Source organism: Tengunoibacter tsumagoiensis, from assembly GCF_003967535.1.
Taxonomy (GTDB): Bacteria; Chloroflexota; Ktedonobacteria; order Ktedonobacterales; family Ktedonobacteraceae; genus Tengunoibacter; species Tengunoibacter tsumagoiensis.
Genome location: NZ_BIFR01000001.1, coordinates 3,210,210 through 3,230,753, shown reverse-complemented (window position 1 = coordinate 3,230,753; position 20,544 = coordinate 3,210,210). Strand labels below are relative to the sequence as shown.

Sequence of the window (20,544 nt, the reverse complement as noted above, 5' to 3'; positions counted from 1 at the left end):
TCGCTATCGGAGGAACTATGCACATAGAAGAGGCCACTATTGCCGAGTTGCAGGCCGCCATGTCTCAGGGCAAGCTCACTGCCTGCCAATTGACAGAGCTCTACATTGAACGCATCCAAACGCTCAATCCACAGTTACATGCGATTCTAGAGATAAATCCTGATGCCCTGAAGATTGCTAACGCACTGGATCAAGAGCGTGCCAGCACTGGTCCACGTGGACCTCTCCATGGTATTCCTGTTCTTCTGAAAGATAATATCGCCACCGCCGATCTGATGGAGACAACGGCTGGCTCGCTGGCACTCCTGGGGGCTCGTCCTCCTCGCGACGCTTTCGTGGCTCAGAAGTTGCGCGAAGCTGGAGCAGTGATCCTTGGGAAGACCAATCTCAGTGAGTGGGCAAACTTTCGCTCAAGTGCCTCAGCCAGTGGCTGGAGCGCTCGCGGTGGTGTGGCCCGCAATCCTTATGTCCTGGATCGGACCGTCTGTGGCTCCAGTTCGGGCTCTGCCTCAGCCATCTCAGCAAATCTGGCCGTGGTCTCGCTGGGAACAGAGACCGATGGTTCTATCCTCTGTCCCGCTGGTATTACTGGGGTTGTCGGTATTAAACCCACCGTTGGTCTGACAAGCCGGGCAGGCGTTATTCCCATCGCCCACAGTCAAGACACCGTTGGCCCCTTTGCTCGCACTGTAACCGATGCTGCTATCTTGCTGGGAGCAATCACTGGTGTTGATGAGCGCGATCCCTTCACCGGCGAAAGCGCCAACCATTTCCACAAAGACTATACGCCCTTTCTGGATAAGCAGGGCCTCAAAGGCGCTCGCATTGGGGTCAGCCGCCAGGTCTATTTCGGCTATAGCCCTAAAGCCGATGCAATTATTAATACAGCCATTCAAGAGCTAAAAGAACTGGGGGCAATTATTATTGATCCAGCTGATATTCCTACCGCCCGTCAGATGGCCGAATCAGAAGCTGAAATGAAGGTGCTCCTCCACGAGCTCAAGGCCGATATGAACGCCTATTTGAGCGAGCTTGGCAATACAGAGATGCATACGCTGGCTGATCTGATCGCTTTCAATACTGCGCACGCCGAGGAAGAGCTGATCTATTTTGGACAGGAACACTTCTTGCAGGCACAGGAGACAGGCGATCTCAATGATCCAGACTATCTTGCGGCTCTGGCTGAGAATCATCGCCTCTCGCGACAAGAGGGCATCGATAAAGTGATGAATGACTATCAGTTGGATGCGCTGGTTATGCCTACTGTGAGCCCGGCCTGGACCATCGATCTTGTGAATGGCGATCATTATACTGGCAGCAGTTCACAACCAGCCGCTCTGGCAGGCTATCCAGCCATTACTGTTCCCGCTGGCTATAGCCACGGCCTCCCGGTCGGAATCACGTTCATGGGCCGCGCCTATAGCGAACCAACGCTCATCCGACTGGCTTATGCCTTTGAACAGAGTACGTTGCAACGTCGTGCTCCGCAGTTCCTGCCCACTATCCAATAGGCTGATTGGCTACCTGACCAGTCAGATGCTTCTGTTCATGAGACTTCTGAGCTCTTACCAGGCTTACTGCAAGCCAGATACAGCCAAGAGTTAACAGAAGTCCATGGAGAACTCTGATTGGTTGATCTCCAAAAAATTGTGGAAGGTACAACGCAAACCCCAGGGCAAAAGGAATGCCACTCCATTTAAACACTACGCCAGAGCGCCAGATCGCAATCGCAGCCAGAATAGGGCCAATTGCCAGAAAAAGGAGCCCTACTGCAAATACATAGACGGCTGGCCCAAAGCGTATAGCGTTTACCAGCGGCATCAATGCCAGATTCTGCTGCCTGACAACCTCTTGACCGATAACGTTGAGGGCAAAGACCTCAGCACCATAATAGGGAAGAATCAGGCCAACTCCAATCCAGGTCATAATGAGTGCCAGGGACATAAGTCGCTCCACACCTGTGTTCTGAAGAACTCTAGACAGACCCAACAATCCCAATGTAGTGAGGATAAATCCTACTACAGCCAGCAGATGCGCCAGCAACCAGAGGGGAGATGCAAACGCATGAGCCCCTTGCAAAGACGTTTCATCCGAGAACGGTCGCAGCAAAGGATAGAGCACAAGCAGAATGCCTGCAACAACAAACGCAACAGCAGATACATAGCGAATAATTGAAGATTTCTTGGTTGTAGCCGTGTTCATAATGTTCCCTTTACTCATATCTCAGTGTCCCAATTCATGACACAGAAACTAACGAATGGAATTATTGAACTAACTTTATAAATTATAAAACTAACATCGTTAGCTATAAATTGATAATACCATCGATGGTTGGGAAAGTCAAGGGGAGGAAAGCTTTTTGCAAGGGATCTCCTCTCTAATCGACAGAGGAGATCCCTTCAAACTGAGCGTTAAGAGGGAGACTGAATGGCTTCTGCCCCCTTTCTGGCAATCTGAACAAGTTGCTCAGCCAGTTGCAGCAAGGCATCTCGTAACTCGGGCGGTTGCTGGACAACAAAAGGAAGTTCTAGCCCGACAAGATAGTGGGCCATACTGAGCAGATGGCTATGGTGGGTCTGGAAAAGAATACCTTCAGGAATAAGGGTAAGCTGTCCATAGGAAGCGGGAATCTTCTGTTTTACGGCTGCCAGACTTGTCTGAAAAATAACCTCAATCTGCCAGGTAGGAGGAATGGTTGCAAAGTGCTTTACCATATATTCACGACAATCAAAGTTTTCATCGCGCTCAAATGTGGTTGATAGAAACTCTACGCTCTGGATTCTATCGACCCGAAACAGACGCATCCCTTGACGCAGGCAGCAATACCCCACCACATACCAGTATCCATTCCAACCGGCTATCCCATAGGGCTCAATCTCACGCCGGGTAATAGAGTCATGATAGGAACTATAATCCATTGAGACGCGCTTATGCTCGCGAACTGCTTCGCTCATAGCGACTAATAGCGAGGCATCTGGACGAGTCTCTTGCCGCTGTGGTGAGAGCGTGAGATGGGTCGAGATAGATTGGAGCCGTTCACGTCCCTTGAAAGGGAGAACCCGGTAGACCTTCGCCAGCGCACCTTCAATGGCTACAGATGAGAAATCTATCTCCATCCAGGGAGTTCCCAACAGGCCCAGAACTACGGCAGTGGCCTCTTCCTCAGTAAAAAGCAACGGTGGAAGCTTAAAACCTGGGCGCAAACGATATCCTCCACCAGGCCCACGCAGCCCTTCAACAGGCATCCCCATCTCTTGCAACATCTGAATATAACGACGAACCGTTCGTGGCTCTACTTCCAGCCGCTCAGCCAGCTCCTCGCCACTTAGATGAGCATGACTTTGTAATAATTCAAGGAGAGTAAGCAGACGCGTTGATGGATGGTACATTGTTCCCTTCCTTGCTCCAGGCATACATTTTTTAGACCAATAGGATTCATTCAATAGAGGTCTCATCTTAACCTCTATTCCCTTTATACTTCAAGGGTCAGGCAAGGATTCATCAAAAAGCTTGATAAAAACCAATGGAGTCATTCTGTTAAGGCAAGTAGATTACAGCAGGCTTTAGCCATAAAAAAAGGAGTTTCAGATGGAGCTATATGGTGTTCGTTTATTAGTCAGTGATTTCTCTGCGTCCGTCCATTTCTGGCGCGATATTATGAAGTTCTCGGCACAATTTCTCGATGAGGAACTGGGCTATGCCTATTTTGACCTCGGGAAAGTAGGGCTCGAATTACACCAACAGGATGTCTTCGCAGAAGCCATTGGCGAAACAACCCCTGTTCCTCTTCCCAGGGAGCGACAGGTCATCCTTGATTTCAAAGTCGAGAATGTCGATGCAACCTATGCCGAACTGGTTGCCCTTGGTGCTACTTCTATCTCTCAACCTACCGATCGACCGGCATGGCGAGCCCGCACCGCCCATATTGCCGATCCCGATGGACATCTCCTTGAGATCTATACCTCTCTTACATAGAGAGCTGAAGCAACAAGATAGTATTGGTACTGGAAGGTTGTCCATGGGCTTGACCGATCCATGATGAATGAGGAAATCACCACCCCCATGCCCGTCTTGATGTAAAGGCGAGCATGGGGGCTCTATTTTCGGGATGAGCGGGCCTGGGTCCGACTGCGGGCTACTTCAGCCAGAATAGTCTGGACCTGAGTGAACACGACGTTATAATTAATAGCTTCACTATCTGTTGTATCAAATTCAATCACCGGACCATCAAGCGGTAACGCCTGCAAAAACTCTGGAGGAATCAGTTGATCTGGATCGAATGCTCTCAGATTCTCCATATGACCGCGATGGCGCTCCCCTGACTCCCAGCGACGGTCAATGCGCTCGCTCAATATCGCTCGTTCAGCGTGGCAATGAATCTGGATAGGAAAGAATGGAGTGCGCTGGTGCAGCTGTGCAAAATCTGGCATAGCAAGGAATGGATAAAAAACGCTTTCCATAATGCAGGACTGCCCACTCTTGAGAATTACTTCCGCAAATTGATACAAAAGCGCCATACTTGCCCGCCCATACGATTGCGATTGTGCAAGATCGGTGCATCCCAGGCTATCGTACAGACTCTCTTTAATCATATCCTTCTGAATCAGGGGCAAGGCAAGATGAACGGCAAGTTGCTGAGCCAGCATTGATTTCCCTGATCCTGGTAAACCCGATACGATTATGAGGTTTGGAATAACGGATTGTGCGTGTGCCGCCATAGTGATCCCTTCTATAAAAGGACGCGTAGTTTTTTCTTCATGGATTGCCCAACTAGCAGGCAGACCATACCACAAAGAGCCGTTATGACAATAGGAACAAAAAAGAAGAATTCACCCACGTTGGGCTGTGGTGGCCGCATAAACGTGATCTGTCTTGGATCAAACGTGAAATACCAGCAGGTGTATAGCTCGCCCACACTGTAACGTTTGATCCTCTCCTGAGCATACGTAGCATCAGTAGGAGTATACAAGAAAACATCCGGACCTTCCGTTGTGATTTTATCCTGTTGTGTCTGCAGTGTTGTTTTAAAAATTGGTTCATAACCTGGAACAGTCTCGCTTGTCGTCTCGTCCGTAGCAGGATCTGTAGAGGTTATAGTAACAGTAGTGGGCTGAATGCGGGTTGCCAGAATAGTACAACGTCCCTGCTGAAAGTTAGCTGCATACAGATGCTGACCACCTGTTGCCAGAGCGAGTGCACCTGACACCAGCAAAAAGAGCCCGGCAACAACAAACATCATCAATGGGCTCGATCTCTTCGGCTTTAACGATGCAAATGGCAATGGGGGAAATTGCTCTCTCTTGTGCCTTCTCTTTTCTTTCCACATTGCCCACCCCAGAGTGCTCACATTTACCAGACTATAGACAAAAGAGCATACCCCCAATAGACTGAAACATACCGATGCGAATAATAGCAGCGCTGAAAGATTTTGCCCCATAAAAATAATCCCTTATCAACAAAATCGCGGCTAGCTCATGTAAAAGATGCTCAAAGTCAGCGAGAGGAAATGTATCAAATATATCGACAAGAGTCCCAAAGAGATCAAAAAGAATCGCATCATACTGTCTGGCTACTTATCCTCAAGCTTTTCTTCGAGAAGATCATTGCTCCAACATTATAACGCGATCAACCTGGAACTGGAAAGATAAACCTACTTTACAAGACCTTTGCGACTCATCTGAGCCAGATCAAACTCAGCTGGCCCTTCCGGACTGACGCCAGCCTGCGCACAGGCCCAACCGATAAGGCTAAAACCAGTACGCAGACCTTTGATAATCTGCTCCTGATCCTGTGACGCAAAACTTGTCAGACATTCCTGGCGCAGTTCAATCACTCTGGCCTCACTATACCCTCCCTCATAGCCCTCTAGCAGCGCGCTATGAGGGGCAAATGTATCATAGGGAATGGTGCTGGCCGAGGCCAGAAGGAAGAGCCAGTAGCCAACCTGGCTGCCTTCCAGAATAGTATCTGACTCACGACCAGAGTGGACATGCTCTCCCGTCTGTACGTCGGAGAGCTCTTGTAATTCGTCGGCCAGACGAGAGGCCAGATAGCTATGGTCTTCTTTATTGCTCTCGTGCAACAGGCGGGAGGTATTTGATTCAGTGCTCAGATCATTGTCGCGTAGATAGACATACACACCATAAAGCTGGCGTAATTGATCCTCTAGCTGCGTTTTCACGTCTGCTCTTACTTTTGCAACCTTCTCTGCCATAATCTGAGCGGGGCTCTCGTGCTCTTTCTCTTCAACTGGATGGGCCTGTAGCTGCGTGTAGACCTCAGCAGGATCAAAGACCCTCTCACCAATCTGCTGATAACTATCATCAGGCAGAAGCTGACGATAATAGCAGCTCTGGTAGCCGTCATGACAGGCGGCATCACCGTGTTGCTTAACGCGGACAAGGAGACTGCTTTCTTCACAGTTGACAAAGATCGCACGCACCTCTTGAAAATTGCCCGATTGCTCGCCTTTATGCCAGATCTTCTGCCGTGAACGGCTAAAAAAATGCGTCTGGCCGCTCTCGCGTGTGAGGCGTACCGCCTCTTCATTCATAAAGGCAACCATCAGCACCGCTCCGCTGGCATCATCAACGACTACTGCTGGGATTAAGCCTTGAGGATCAAAGTTTAACATGGTCTGATTGTGACCCCTTTCGCCTGCAAGTACTCTTTGGCATCGCGAATCCGAAATTCGCCAAAATGGAAAATCGAGGCTGCCAATACAGCATCAGCCCCCCCAACAGCAAACCCTTCATACATATGCTCTAAGGTTCCAACTCCGCCAGAAGCAATCACTGGCACCGTGACAGCGGCGGCGACTTTCGCATTGAGATCCAGGTCATAGCCTCGCTTCGTCCCGTCCCGATCCATGCTGGTCAATAGAATCTCACCTGCTCCTAATTCTACGCCTTTTTGTACCCATTCCACAACATCCAGTCCTGTTGGAGTTCGCCCACCATGAACATAGACTTCATAGCCGCTTGGCATCTCACTATTTGAACGTGCATCAACGGCAAGGACAATACACTGAGCACCAAATTGTTCGGAGCCCGCAGTAATGAGCTCCGGCTTCTGGACGGCTGCTGTATTTAACGAGGTCTTATCCGCCCCCGCTCCCAGCGTTGCCCGAATATCTTCGACGGAACGAATCCCTCCACCTACCGTTACCGGAATAAAGACCTGTTCGGCTGTTCGACGCACCACATCAAGCATCGTGGCACGTTGCTCGTAAGAGGCGGTGATATCCAGAAAGGTGATCTCATCTGCCCCTTCTTCATTATAGAATTTTGCGAGCTCAACTGGATCGCCTGCGTCGCGCAGATTGACAAAGCTGACACCTTTAACCACCCGGCCAGCCATGACGTCCAGACAGGGAATGATACGCTTGGTTAGCATCGTCCGTACCTACCTTTCGATCTCACGAATAGCAATCGCGAGATCTACGTCTCCAGTATAAATAGCCTTGCCAACGATCGTTCCTTCGACACCTAGCTGAGCCAGGGCATGCAGATCAGCCAGCGAGCTTACGCCTCCCGAGGCAATTAAGGCGGCTGAACTCGCGGCCTGCATCTCTTGTAGCGCTGGTAGATTGGGGCCACTTAGCGCTCCATCACGAGCAATATCAGTATAAACAAAACGTCGCACGCCAACCACGTCACAAAGCTCATGGGCCAGGTCAACAGCTCGTACTTTGGAGGTTTCACGCCAGCCCGAGATCGCAACCCACCCATCTCGAGCGTCCAGCCCAACCACAATCTGCTCTCCCCACCGCTCAACGGCCTCTTGCAGCAGAGGCCGATTGGTAATCGCGACAGTCCCTAAGATAACACGATCCGCACCTGCGCTCAAAACCTGTTCAATATGCGCCAGGGAACGCAGACCGCCACCTACTTCAATATGCAGATCAGTTGCCTCGCGCATACGCTTGATGAGATCAGGAATCACGGGCTGACCCAGGACAGCGCCATCGAGATCGACCACGTGCAGCCAGCTCGCACCGGCCTCCTTCCATCGCCGCGCCACTCGAACAGGATCAGAATCATAGGTCGTCACCTGGGCATAATCACCCTGGTAGAGTCGGACGCAGAGTCCATCTTTCACATCAATGGCTGGTAGTAAAATCATGCGTTCACCCACTTTACAAAATTTCTTAAGAGTTGCAGACCAACGGTTCCACTTTTCTCTGGATGAAACTGTGTTCCCCAAACTTGCTCGGTTGTAATGACACTACAATAAGGCGATCCATAATCGGTGACGCCAGAGACACCTTCTCGGTGATAGGGCTCAACATAGTAGGAATGAGCAAAATAAAAGTACGAGTTTGGGGCAATATGCGCAAACAGTGGCAGATCTTCGGCCAATGGCTGCACCTGATTCCAACCCATATGAGGAATCTTTGGTCCATGCGGAATCCGGCGCACCTCGCCTGCAAAGAGTCCCAGTCCAGTAACCTCACCCTCGGCATGATGACCCGCCAGTAGCTGCATCCCCAGACAGATCCCCAGAAAAGGCTTTCCCTGCTGAGTAGCCTGGCGAATCGCATCATCCAATCCTCGCTCTGTCATGCGAGCCATGGCCGAGCCAGCTGATCCAACCCCTGGCAGAACCACCGCCTGTGAGCGCTGCACCACCGCTGGATCATCAGTTACCTGCACCTGAGCTCCCACCTGCTCCAACGCTTTCTCGATACTATGGATATTTCCGGCCCCATAATCAATAATTGCAATCCTTGTGCCCATTTAGCGCTACCTCCTTCTTCGATTAAAGTGTGAGATTTCCCATCTGCATAACCTGGGAGAGACCCAGCCAGCAGATTGCCGCCGACCGCTTTTCGCTATCCAACAGGTCAACTGTTAAGAGCGGACAGCACATCAAAGCCAATCGCATCACTTCAAACCAGTTCTCTGGTAGGGCCTGCTGAGAACGCAACAGCGCCGTTAGTGGTCGCAGAAGATGCTCTACCTTTGTCTGTAAGATGGCCTGTCGTACGGGGGTGAGATGATAGTTATGTTCAACAGTGATATGCTCACCAGCCAGGGTGACAGAGATGTTCAGCTCACGTTCTACATCCTGTGGAAAATACATCCAGGTTGCAAACACATTATGGAACAATGGTTTGACAATATCTAGAATAGGGGCATGTCGACCCGCGAAGGCAGGATCAAAATAACAATAGTGCTTGTGCCCTTCGAGAAAGACATTCCCAAAGTGGGCATCGCCATGACCAACCACGGTCTGAGCGGCCTGTGCAGGTTGCAGCACCTCTCTGGCCCGTTCAATGAGCGCACCCAACGTTGAGAGCTCTCCTGTTATCTCTTCACCATTAATCGTCCATTGATACCGTAACAGATCTTCAAACAACAGGCTACGTCCAATTTCGCCCGCAGACGAAGAGGAAGGCAGAGGAACCTGTTTGCCGCCATAAAATTTCTGGAGCCGACCACCGGTCAGACGATGCCAGAAGAGCTGATGAATGGGAGCCCTGGCATGCTCTTCTGCACTACTGGGAGCCAGGGTCGTCTGATAAATATCAAGCAACCGTTCACACTCTCTGCGCTCTGCTGCGGCCAGAAGATCGATGGTCACCTCAGTTGTGGCTCCTGTCTCAACAGCGCGCATCAGATCGAACATTACCGGGGCATGTACGACTGGATAGATCACCATCTGTCGCCCCTTCTCATGGAGTGTTTGTAATGGTCGTACTATATTATAGCCCGCATTAAAGAGCATCTCCGCATGATAATATTCTTCGAGAATGCCCTGATCTTCAACATGTGTTTTAAAGAAATATTCTTCATCATTAATGCGATAGATACCATTGAAAGAGTTGAGTGAGACTGGCTTTGGTGTAAGGGTAACCTGATCGACGTGAAGGTCCATATGTCGACCAAACCAACGCTGGAGCAATAGCTCGGCCCTGGCTCGCTCATTAAATTGCAGATGCTGAATGGTTTCTAAATTATCGATATAGGCTAAGAGGGCTGGGACTTTCGTGACATCATCAACAATAAAATCTGGTTCAGTCTGTAGCAGGATGCGTCTGGCCTCAGCAGTCAGAGCACCTGTCAGAACAGCAACGGTAATCGCGCCCGCCGCCTTCCCTCCACGTACATCGCTGGGGGTATCGCCAATGACGACAAAGCTTCCACGCGGTGGCAAGGGCTTTCCTGGCTGATACCCTGGATAGGCTGCGGCCAGAAACTGATACGGATGAGGCTTGACTAAAGAGACCATCTGCCCTTGAGCATGCAGCACCTCTTCCGCTCGCGAGACCTCAGCGTGGGTCATAATATGCCACTCATCAAAATACTCATATAATCCATAATTTTTGAGAGGAACAGTCGCTTCATCTCCTGGACGGCCCGTTGCAATCCCAAGATTATAGCCTTGACTTTTGAGAGCCTCCAGGGTCTCTTTCAGCTCTTCAACGGGCAATAATGGCTTTTCTGTATAGATACAGCCTGGTTTACCAGGCTGAAAAGGCTCGATGCCATAGGTCTGGCGATAGAGCTCCTCACCCAGATAGGTCTCCTGGAATAACCTCTCACAGAGACGCCAGGATGCACTATATCGGGCAAAAACGCCTGTAATTGGATAGCCCAGTACTTCACTGGCATACTCATTCAGACGCTCAAACAGCTCAAAACCAACATACTCGGCAAAGATAGGAGCCTGTAAACGCTGATATACACGTATATCAGGATGCAGTGGTTCACCCAGACGGGCAAGCGCCGCACGCAGATGTGCCAGCCATTCAGGATCTGCTGGACGCAGCGGGAGAAGTGCAGCACAATCTGGAAGATGGGATAGCAGATCAATGAGGCAGACGCAAAAACCGGCGTAACAGGTATCCCAATTTGAATTCAGAGAATGGGCCTTAAAACTGAGAATGACATCTTGTGGCAGGATAGCCTGACTCAACCGTTCACACTCTGCCGTTGTGGTCGGTGGTTCATAAGAAGGCGAGAATGCGATATCCCAGTAACGTGGGCTATAAAACATTTCGTGCAGGACCAGTCCCGCCGTCATCCAATAAGCCTTTTCACTGGTAATAACCCCATCAAGATCAAACACGATAACGTTGCTCAAAAGAACCTCTTCAATCGCTCTAAGGCACGCCTGTTCCTCCATCTTGTAGAGATGGAGCCCCCATTCAGGTTCTTGATCGGCGAGCCAACTAGTAGCCAGATACTCCCAAGATCCAGCTATATACTTACGCAATGGTTATCCCGGAGCAGTAGTCTCTCTTCTAAAAACGGAGTTTTCATGCCGGGCGGTGAGCCCTTTTCATGAACGTCTACTTTTAAAACGCTGGCAATAGCATAAGTATACTACCTACCAACATCCTCTCGCACTTTCCACACACACGATGCTCTCAGATCGTTGTACGGGGGCAGTGACCACATTGTGATAACTCCAACTCATTCGGCCTCCTTGCCGTGTCAAAAGACCGCAAGTGATGAAGAGAACGCTTCTGGCATTCAGAAGCTGAGCTGCGAATGCGGCATGCCGGGCGCAATTGCGGATCGCGCCCACCGAGCCACCGGACGCTCCTTCTCTCGCCCTGCTATCTACCTCGCGCGACAAGACAGGGCGGCTAGTGAGAAGCTAGCGAATGATCATTGTTCCTGCCCCCTGATCGGTAAAGAGCTCTCGCAATAAGACATGAGGCTCTCGTCCATCAACCACGTGCACACGTGGAACTGCCGCCAGCGCGTCCAGGCAGGCGGTAACTTTGGGAATCATCCCTCCATGAATAACGCCTTCTTCAATTAACTGTCTTGCCGCTGCCTCACTGAGCTCTGAGATTAATGACCCATCCGTTCCACAGATACCGGCTACGTTGCTTAAGAAGATGAGCTTCTCGGCATTCAAAGCGCCAGCTATATGGGCAGCAACCAGATCAGCATTAATATTTAAGCAGGTTCCATCGGGCCCCTCACCCAGAGGGGCAATCATAGGAATATAGCCCTCCCGCAATAGAGCCTCAATGGCTTTGGTATCAACAGCATCAATCTCGCCGACAAATCCCAGCTTCTCGTTGGCAATATGCGCATGCACCATGCCTCCATCGGTTCCGCTCAGACCAATCGCCTTTCCTCCCATCTGTGAAGCCATCAGCACCAATCCCTGGTTGACCTGCCCCAACAGAACCATTCTCACCACCTCTAGAGTCTGTGCGTCCGTCACACGTAAACCATTCTCAAAGCGCGTAGGAATATTCAGCACTTCCAGCCAGTGATTAATATAGGGCCCACCACCATGAACAAGGACTGGACAGACGCCCAGCGCCCGCAACCAGATAATATCTTGCAACACGCCTCGCTGATGTTCAAGCGTACTTCCACCCAGTTTGATCACCAGAATTTTTCCTTTGAGGTGGTCAATATAGGGTAGGGCCTCTCCCAGGACTTGCGCAATTAGATAATGATCGTTGATAATATCTCCTGCCGCTGTTGTTGAATAAGAGATTGCCATTCTGTACTCCTCATACTTTTTGAAAGCATCCAGCCTCTACTTATGGATTCACACCTAATGGAAAAAGCCCTGTCGTCTCTGGCAGCCCATACATAAGATTTGCGTTCTGAATGGCCTGACCCGAAGCACCCTTCCCCATATTGTCAAGACACGACATCACAATAAGTCGATTGGTTCGCTGATCAATAATTGGATAGATAAAACAGTGATTACTGCCATATGTCCAGCGGGTGTGAGGCGGCTGTTTGACTACGTGAACAAATGGCTCATCTGCATAATACTTTCGATACAGATCCTGCACATCTTCAGTCGTAAGATGGGCATCCGTTTTTAATTCTATATAGCTGGTGACAAAGATTCCTCGCGTCATTGGCACGAGATGCGTAAAAAAGGTCATTCTCAATGGTTGCTCTAAAGCATGCCCACCTGCCTGTGCAGCCAGCACAACCTCCTGCGTCACCTCTGGTAGATGGCGATGACCAGTGACGCTGTATGCTGTGACATCTTCATTCGCTTCGGCATATAAGGATGCCAGTTTTAAGCCACGGCCAGCTCCACTTAAAGCAGCTTTGACGTCTGTAATGACCTCACGCTCGGCCAGACCGGCGGCATAGATTGGCAGCAGACCAAGAATAGTTGTGGTGGCATTACAGCCTGGATTGGCTACCAGTGACGCTGTTCTGATCTGTTCGCGATAACGCTCTGGGAGTCCATAGATTGAGCTCTCCAGGAGAGCCGGGGCTGGATGGGTGTGGGCATACCACTCTTCGTACACTTTTGCGTCGTGCAAACGAAAATCAGCCGACAGATCAACGACCTTGATGCCTCGCTCAAGCAGGCGTACCACAGATTCCGCAGCCGCAGCGTGGGGCAGACAGACAAAAGCAAGCTCGGTCTGAGCAGGCTCCTCAGTAATTGCCAGCGCAGGATCAATTGGCATTGGCCGAGGCCCCGCTCCCGGTGAGGAGAGCGTCTGGACCTGTGGAAATACATCCAGTAAGCGTTGCCCAACAGCACTCCGACCCGTGACCGAAGTCACCACAAACTCAGGATGTTGGGCCAATAAACGTAAGAGCTCTAACCCAGTATATCCTGTGACGTTGACAATAGAAACCGTCGTCATACTCGTCTCCCATTCAACGATGACAAGAGAACAATAAAAAAAGCTCCCATCCCTCTCTACACATGCTGCAAAGGGACGAAAGCTATCTCTGCTCCCGTGGTACCACCCAGATTGCCTTTTCCCGGCCATCACAGGCCGCATAGCTTCGGTTCTCTCTTTACGAGATACGAAAGCAGAAAAGACCACTCTTTGTGGCTATATGCTGCATGGGAGCCACCCATCTGGTCCTACTTGTCACACTAGTGGCCACAGTGCCCATAGGGCCGGGCCGGGACTTTCTTCGGTCAGCCGCTCACGAAGGCGTTCTAAGGCGGACAAGCCACTCCGACCTCTCACTCTGCATCGGATCGCTGTTGGGTCTCTACCTTATACTTTGTTCGTTCAACACGGGTCAGTCTCTTTTATCACTTGTCATCCCTTAGGATAGCAGCAGGCTCTAGCAAAGTCAATTAGTATTTATTCTGATAGTAGGACGAACATATAGTATAAATAACCACAAACGCCTTCCACCATTCTAAAAAGATCTATTCTTGCTGTTGAGCAGAACATCGAGTACAATTGGGAGCGGTTACCACTTTTAGCACCTACCTGATGTAACCAGACCTTCCTATGTACAATGACTATTTGCAGGAGAGATGTTCCAAGATCATGGCATTGACACCTACTGCTCAACGCGAAAAAACACTTGTTGCCCTCTCGTCTGTGGGAGCTGCTATTGGGCTTACGAGTCTCAAAATCACTGTTGCGCTCCTTACTGGTAGCCTGGGATTACTCGCAGAGGCCGCCCATTCAGGGCTGGATCTTGTGGCAGCTTTGATGACATTCTTTGCCGTCCGTGTTGCGGACCGCCCCGCTGATGCAGATCATAATTACGGCCATGAGAAGGTTGAAAACATCTCAGCGTTGATGGAAGCGATTCTCCTTCTTATGACTGCTGCCTGGGTGACGTACGAAGCGATCCGCCGGCTCTGTTTCCATGAAGGTTCGATCGAGATAAACATCTGGGCTTTTGTAGTCATGGGAATCTCAGTAGGCGTCGATGTGACCCGCTCGCGGGCACTTCTACGCGTGGCACGCAAATTAGGAAGCCAGGCCCTGGAGGCCGATGCCCTCCACTTTAGTACCGATATCTGGAGCTCAGTCGTTGTGATCATTGGCCTGGTCGTTGTCTTCATGGTCCAGCGATTTCATTTGCCAGACTGGCTCGCTCAGGCCGATGCTGTGGCGGCTCTTGGTGTCTCGGCCATCGTCATCTGGGTCAGCATCCGCTTAGCCAGAGAGACCATTGATGCACTCATCGATCGTGCTCCTGGCACGCTTCCTACCCATCTCTATCAACAACTCTCTCTGATTAAAACAATCACCCAGATACGGCGTATTCGCATCAGGCGTACAGGGAATAAGTTCTTTGCCGATATTATCATCGCTGCTCCCCGTATTCTAACGTTTGAGCAGATCCATACGCTGACAGAACAGGTGGAGCTGGTGGTTCAGGAAAAGGTGCTGGAGTTTACGCCGCAGGGTGAGATTGATGCTGTTGTGCATGTTGAGCCAGTTGCGACTCCCTCCGAAAGTATCACCGATCTTATTCACTATCTCGCTGAACGTCAGGGCGTCCATGCTCATGATATTCATGTGCGCGAGGTCTCAGGGAAGCTGGAGGCGGATTTTGATCTTGAAGTCCATGCGGATATGGATCTTCGCACCGCTCATGATCTTGCAACCCATCTTGAGCAGGCTGTGCTGCAAAGCAATCGCAATCTTCGGCGCGTGACCACCCATCTGGAGGCTCCCAATACTCATATTGTGCCGCGCCAGGAGGTCACTGACCATTATCAGACTATGACCAGACAGATTTGCCAGATCGCTGATGGCATTGCTGGTCAGGGAAGCGCTCACGATATTCGGCTCTATCGCCCCAATAAGGTGCTGCTTGAGCTTAAAGGAGAGGCGAAAGCCAGTCCGCCAGAACTCGATCTGGTCCTCCACACTATTTTCGCAGCCCAGGCACCACTCAGCCAAGTCCATGTGGAGGCGGAGGAGATTAAGCGTGCATTGCGCCAGGCATATCCCAATCTCAACTCTGTGACGATCCACACAGAGCCACCTGAATAATCATGACATTATCTGCTTTCATGACTATTTGTAAAAGAAATGAATACTCAGTACTTTCTGTGTGCAGAGATTGACGAACGGTAAAAATCAGAGCTTAATAACTCATAGAGGGCTCTCATAAAACAGACCATAGGCATTATAAACGGCAGGAGAAAAAAATGGCCAATCACATCGGTGATCTTACAGGACGTGTACTAGGAAACTGCACCCTGATGAGACAGCTCGGTCAAGGGGGTATGGGGGCTGTCTACCTTGCGCAACAGATACGCCCCACGCGCAATGTCGCAGTCAAGGTTCTTCTCCCGGATCTGGCAATGAATAGTCAGATGTATACGGAGTTCCTCGAACGTTTTCGCCGCGAGGCCGATGTCATTGCTCGACTTGAACATGTCAATATCATGCCCATCTATGAATATGGGGAGCAAGAGAATATTCCTTATCTCGTGATGCCCTTTCTTAGTGGAGGAAGTCTGCGCGATGTCCTCGCACAGCAGGGCCCTCTCTCGCTCTCTACTGCGCTCTCTTATATTGAGCAGGCCTGTTCAGCGCTCGATTATGCTCATGCTCATGGTGTGATTCATAGGGACCTGAAACCAGCTAATTTCTTGCTCCATGCCGATGGCCGCTTAATCCTGGCTGACTTTGGTATTGCACGCATGATTGCAAACAATACAACTGATGGAGCCACTTTGACGAGCGCAGGAACCGTCCTGGGGACCCCCGAATATATGGCCCCCGAGATGGTTAGCGGCGATCACGTCGATTATCGAGCCGATATTTATGAGCTTGGCGTTGTTCTGTTCCAGATGCTCACTGGCTATGTCCCTTTCACAGGAAGCTCTGCCTTCGCTATTGCCGCCATGCACCTTCGCGATAATCTCCCACTCATGCAATCAGTCAATCCCGCTATTCCTTCTCGCGTCGATATGGTGGTTCAGAAAGCGACTGCGAAACGGCGTGAGGATCGTTTCTCTTCTGGAAAAGAGATGGCTCTCGCCTTCCGTCAGGCCTGCGCACTACCAACTTCGCTCTTAGACAGTGCCGAGCCAGCTCCAGTACCACCCTACTCTCCGGCACCCCTCGTCCTATCAACACCAGAGGCAGCCTATCTCTCCCAGGCACATAGCACATCTACTATGCAGCACGCTCAGATCCCTCCATCTCACCAGCCACTCCCTGCAACAGCGCTCCCACGCGGTACAGCATACCCCACACTACCACCGCCTAAGAAAAGCACGCCCTGGGGGCTCTTTATTGGTCTATTTATCTCCATTCTTATTATTGGTGGAGGCATCATTGTAGGTGTCGTCCTGACAAGTCCCCCTAAAAAGGACAGCACGATCACACAGGGACAAACGGTTCCATCACCAACAAGTACAAGCCCCGCCGCTCCCAACCCTGCCGTTGCTCTGGCTACCGGAACCCCCAGCTATACTATCAATAACCCCGCCTGTGAAAAGAAAAAAACACTCTGGGTACCCTTTAAAGCCAGCTTCAGATGTGTTGAAGATACGACCATTATCACCAATAGTGGGAATTTAGGGCAACTTGGCGGCCTGCTTATCTCGCGGAACAGCGACCATGGAAATCTAACTGATGCAACGATTAGCGCTCAACTCAAGCTAGATAACCGCTCAACTGCGGAATATGGGCTCGCCTTCCGTACCATAGAAAGAGGAGGCTATGCCTTTCTCCTTCACCCCAATGGTCGTTGGGGCGTCTATGTCTATGAGACAAATGGCGTCCTGAGATCCCTGGCAACAGGTCAATATCAGATGGATGATCCTCATCAACTTGTGACCTTAGCAGTTGCCATGAATGGCGCTCAGTTTAGTTTGTACGCCAATAATTCCTTCCTGGGTAATGCAAGCGATAGTACCTATGCCAGTGGGACAAGTGGAATCTTAGTTGCTCATACTGGAATTATTACAGCATCTCAATTTTCCCTGTTTACGACGGGGAAAGCTGAGACGCCAAATAACTAAATGCATATTGACCCGACAGGTAGGAAGAAACGCCATTTTTTACCAAATTACTATTAAGATCAGAATTACTTTACATACATGGGTTGGCAAGTATACACTATATCCAGATAGCTAGATCAACTATCTGGAGGCCACTCCTGATCTCTTCAACGACCGTCAACACAAGCATACCGTTCAAACACACCAGTTGACGAAGAGAAAACGTCCATTATAATAGGGAAGAAAACAGCGTAATTATCGCCTTTTCTACTTATGCTGATTCATGCAGACCAGTTGGTTCTTTTGTGAATCGTCGCGATAACCGCACACTATTCCCATCATCCGGCCAGGGTGGCAAACAAGGACTTATTATCAGATAATTACCTGAGATACATTTCATGAAAATAAAAAGGTTTACGTATTTTTGTAGCAAGAGGAGTTGCGAGCGTGCGAACTAACAACGACGAGTTAATTGGGAAGACGCTCGGAACATTCACCCTCCAACGTCTCCTCGGACGTGGTGGGATGGGTGCAGTGTATCTAGCTCAACAGACGCGACCTCGACGCATTGTCGCCGTGAAAGTCCTGTTACCCGATCTCGTTGAGCAACGGCCCCGTGATGAGTTCCTGGCTCGTTTTCGCCGCGAAGCTGACGCTATTGCGGCCCTGGATCATGTCAATATCATGCCCATCTATGAATATGGTGAACAGGGGGATACAGCCTATCTCGTTATGCCCTATGTTACCGGGGGAACATTGCGGGAAAAGTTGGAAAAACAAGGCCAGCTTCCACTCAAGGAGGTGCTCAATATTGTTGAGCAGGCCGCCGCTGGTCTGGAGAGTGCTCATAGCAAAGGGATTGTGCACCGCGATCTTAAACCAGGCAATATCCTGTTTCATGCAGATGGTCGTGTCCTTATCGCTGACTTTGGACTGGCTAAAGTGCTCAAAGATGTCACAGATGAAAGCAATGGCCGTTTCCTGACAAGCGTAGGGACGATTGTAGGTACCCCTGAGTATCTCTCTCCAGAACAGGGAACAGGAAGTGCTCTCGATCAACGCACTGATGTCTACTCGTTAGGGATCGTTATCTTTCATATGCTGGCTGGACAGGTTCCCTTTACCGGTGCGTCACCTGTAGCGGTTGCCATTAAACATGCTCTGGAGGCTCCTCCATCTCTGATCGAGCTGAATCCAGGTATTCCTCCTGCCGTTGAAGCAGTTGTTCATCAAGCGATGGCAAAATCTCCCGATCAACGTTTTTCCAGCGCAAACGAGCTCGCTCGCGCTCTACGCAATGCGATTACCACCACCCTTGAGGGCTATAAAGCTCCTCCCACTACTGTTTCTGGCAGCGATTATGAGGCGATCGATCACTCTAAGGCAACGCCATCTGAACGCGTAACACCACAGGAGCAGCCCCCGTTCACAACTGAACTGGATAATAGCTCACCCATCGCTGAAGATCATCCTCTTCCCAGACACATAGCAGCACAACAGAAGCAAGTGCAAGCGATCCCAACCGTCTTAATGAATGAGGACGCAAGTCTCCACAGCTCAGAGACGGAAGCCGCTCCTCGCCTGCAAACAGCCAGAGAGAAGCTAACGACACACCCAACAATGATTACCGATCCCCGCGCAACGGTGGTCAAACCACGCGAAGTTCCCAATCCATCGCAAGAGGGTGAGGTACGACGCTTTGAACAGGTCGCTAGCCCGGCACCTCGGATACAACCTCGCGCACGAGCTGGCTGCCAATCTGCCTCAATGATGCTTGTTGGCAGTATCCTCACCCTTATTCTTGTGGCTGGTGCCCTGGCAGCTTATCTCCATTATGGAGTATCCGACAGAACAGCGACTACCAATCAACACAATGGCACCCCTCAAACACAGAAGACGCCACAAAGTACACCACAGGTGACCCGGAGCTCCACCCCGACCACACCGCTATCGCAAGAACCTTCGGGTCTGCCTGCACCAACGACGAATGGAGCTCAAGTCTTTGTTGGCACGATTGGCTCCATGCTTTATGGCACAAGCCTGCCTGGAGGCACCTGTGATAAACAGGGTGGTACGTGGAGTCAGAAGCAGAATGCAACGTTGCAGTGCACGTCCAATGGCACGGTGCTTCATAATACTGCAAACAATACACTGGCTGGCACATTCTTGAGTAATCTACCACAACAACAGAAAATTCCCGAGAATTTTGTGCTCCAGGTTCAAGTTACAGTCAATCCTGGCTCACATGGGCAGTTTGGTGTCTATTTCCATAATCAACCTGGTGAACAGAATCAAGGGGCGTACTCGTATCTGGTTAATCCAGAGGCCAGAACTTCACAGACCTATACCTATGCCGATGATACAGGATCTGCTCGAGGGCTCTCTACTTCCTATCCATTTAACCCTCCACAGACAGATAGCTCGACCATCACCATTGAAGTTATTGTCTCCAATGGCGTCTATAATTGCTACATCAATCAGAACTGGCAAGGCTATGCCACAAGCGATCAGTACAAGGGAGGAGATATTGGGTTGGCCGCAGATGCTGGCACCAATGTCACGTTCAAAAACCTGGCTATCTACACCTTGAATTAAGCTCACCGGTGAGAGAACACTATGGCTTCTTCTCAAATGCCGAACGTCAATTTGTTGGATTGTGGCCTTCATAAGTGAACCTATATATCCCTGCTAAGGCTACAATCCTCCCTGGAGCTGATTATAGATCTCTTTCAACACTGCCCACTACCCTGGTGTCAAAAAAGCCGCTTGCCTACGTCTAGTTTGTGATAAGCGTCTTCAATCAGCAGAGGTGCCTGTGGAGGTGGGATCATGAAGCTAAAGGCTTCGTGGTTTTCACACCAATTG

Annotated in this window: 16 protein-coding genes; 5 read left to right on the top strand and 11 right to left on the bottom strand. The window is 50.3% G+C overall.

Going from position 1 to position 20,544, the window contains the following annotated elements:
* Positions 1 to 17: 17 nt before the first annotated feature.
* Complete coding sequence (locus EL628_RS12760) at positions 18 to 1,511, top strand: amidase (RefSeq protein WP_126580322.1); 1,494 nt, start codon at positions 18 to 20, stop codon at positions 1,509 to 1,511.
* Here EL628_RS12760 and EL628_RS12755 read toward each other — a convergent pair.
* Positions 1,501 to 2,202, bottom strand: a complete 702-nt coding sequence (locus tag EL628_RS12755) for a hypothetical protein (RefSeq protein WP_126580321.1) — start codon at positions 2,200 to 2,202, stop codon at positions 1,501 to 1,503. The two genes, EL628_RS12760 and EL628_RS12755, sit on opposite strands and share 11 nt — an antisense overlap.
* A gap of 209 nt (positions 2,203 to 2,411) precedes the next feature.
* The gene (locus EL628_RS12750) at positions 2,412 to 3,389 is read right to left on the bottom strand and encodes a helix-turn-helix transcriptional regulator (RefSeq protein ID WP_126580320.1); all 978 of its coding nucleotides are present in this window, start codon (positions 3,387 to 3,389) and stop codon (positions 2,412 to 2,414) included.
* Between the two features lie 199 nt (positions 3,390 to 3,588).
* Here EL628_RS12750 and EL628_RS12745 point away from each other — a divergent pair, with 199 nt between their 5' ends.
* The gene (locus EL628_RS12745; RefSeq protein ID WP_126580319.1) at positions 3,589 to 3,975 is read left to right on the top strand and encodes a VOC family protein; all 387 of its coding nucleotides are present in this window, start codon (positions 3,589 to 3,591) and stop codon (positions 3,973 to 3,975) included.
* Positions 3,976 to 4,097: 122 nt separating this feature from the next.
* Here the strand turns inward: EL628_RS12745 and EL628_RS12740 are convergent, their stop codons facing one another.
* The 9 genes from EL628_RS12740 to argC form a co-directional block, all read right to left on the bottom strand.
* Positions 4,098 to 4,718 carry a P-loop nucleotide/nucleoside kinase family protein gene (locus EL628_RS12740; RefSeq protein WP_126580318.1) on the bottom strand — a complete coding sequence of 207 codons (621 nt, stop codon included), beginning with the start codon at positions 4,716 to 4,718 and terminating at the stop codon, positions 4,098 to 4,100.
* Positions 4,719 to 4,729: 11 nt separating this feature from the next.
* Entirely contained in the window at positions 4,730 to 5,239 is a 510-nt protein-coding gene (locus EL628_RS12735; protein WP_126580317.1) for a DUF3592 domain-containing protein, read from the bottom strand.
* A gap of 411 nt (positions 5,240 to 5,650) precedes the next feature.
* Positions 5,651 to 6,634, bottom strand: coding sequence for a phosphoribosyl-AMP cyclohydrolase (gene hisI, locus EL628_RS12730; protein WP_126580316.1), 984 nt, complete (start codon positions 6,632 to 6,634; stop codon positions 5,651 to 5,653).
* The gene (hisF, locus tag EL628_RS12725) at positions 6,628 to 7,395 is read right to left on the bottom strand and encodes an imidazole glycerol phosphate synthase subunit HisF (RefSeq protein ID WP_126580315.1); all 768 of its coding nucleotides are present in this window, start codon (positions 7,393 to 7,395) and stop codon (positions 6,628 to 6,630) included. The genes hisI and hisF overlap by 7 nt, the downstream gene beginning before the upstream one ends.
* A gap of 9 nt (positions 7,396 to 7,404) precedes the next feature.
* Positions 7,405 to 8,124 carry a 1-(5-phosphoribosyl)-5-[(5-phosphoribosylamino)methylideneamino]imidazole-4-carboxamide isomerase gene (gene hisA, locus EL628_RS12720; RefSeq protein ID WP_126580314.1) on the bottom strand — a complete coding sequence of 240 codons (720 nt, stop codon included), beginning with the start codon at positions 8,122 to 8,124 and terminating at the stop codon, positions 7,405 to 7,407.
* Positions 8,121 to 8,738, bottom strand: a complete 618-nt coding sequence (gene hisH / locus EL628_RS12715) for an imidazole glycerol phosphate synthase subunit HisH (protein ID WP_126580313.1) — start codon at positions 8,736 to 8,738, stop codon at positions 8,121 to 8,123. The genes hisA and hisH overlap by 4 nt, the downstream gene beginning before the upstream one ends.
* A 22-nt stretch (positions 8,739 to 8,760) precedes the next feature.
* Positions 8,761 to 11,088, bottom strand: coding sequence for an HAD family hydrolase (locus tag EL628_RS12710; protein ID WP_161975468.1), 2,328 nt, complete (start codon positions 11,086 to 11,088; stop codon positions 8,761 to 8,763).
* 519 nt (positions 11,089 to 11,607) lie between these two features.
* Positions 11,608 to 12,477, bottom strand: coding sequence for an acetylglutamate kinase (argB, locus tag EL628_RS12705; RefSeq protein WP_126580311.1), 870 nt, complete (start codon positions 12,475 to 12,477; stop codon positions 11,608 to 11,610).
* 40 nt (positions 12,478 to 12,517) lie between these two features.
* A complete protein-coding gene (gene argC / locus EL628_RS12700; protein WP_126580310.1) occupies positions 12,518 to 13,600 on the bottom strand; it encodes an N-acetyl-gamma-glutamyl-phosphate reductase in 1,083 nt (360 codons plus the stop codon).
* 648 nt (positions 13,601 to 14,248) lie between these two features.
* On the opposite strand from argC, the gene EL628_RS12695 reads away from it, so the two are divergent.
* The 3 genes from EL628_RS12695 (at position 14,249) to EL628_RS12685 (ending at position 20,274) form a co-directional block, all read left to right on the top strand.
* Positions 14,249 to 15,715, top strand: coding sequence for a cation diffusion facilitator family transporter (locus EL628_RS12695; protein WP_126580309.1), 1,467 nt, complete (start codon positions 14,249 to 14,251; stop codon positions 15,713 to 15,715).
* Between the two features lie 158 nt (positions 15,716 to 15,873).
* Positions 15,874 to 17,700 carry a serine/threonine protein kinase gene (locus EL628_RS12690; protein ID WP_126580308.1) on the top strand — a complete coding sequence of 609 codons (1,827 nt, stop codon included), beginning with the start codon at positions 15,874 to 15,876 and terminating at the stop codon, positions 17,698 to 17,700.
* Positions 17,701 to 18,126: 426 nt separating this feature from the next.
* Positions 18,127 to 20,274 (top strand): serine/threonine-protein kinase, encoded by a 2,148-nt coding sequence (locus EL628_RS12685; protein WP_126580307.1) that lies wholly within the window; start codon positions 18,127 to 18,129, stop codon positions 20,272 to 20,274.
* Positions 20,275 to 20,544 lie beyond the last annotated feature (270 nt).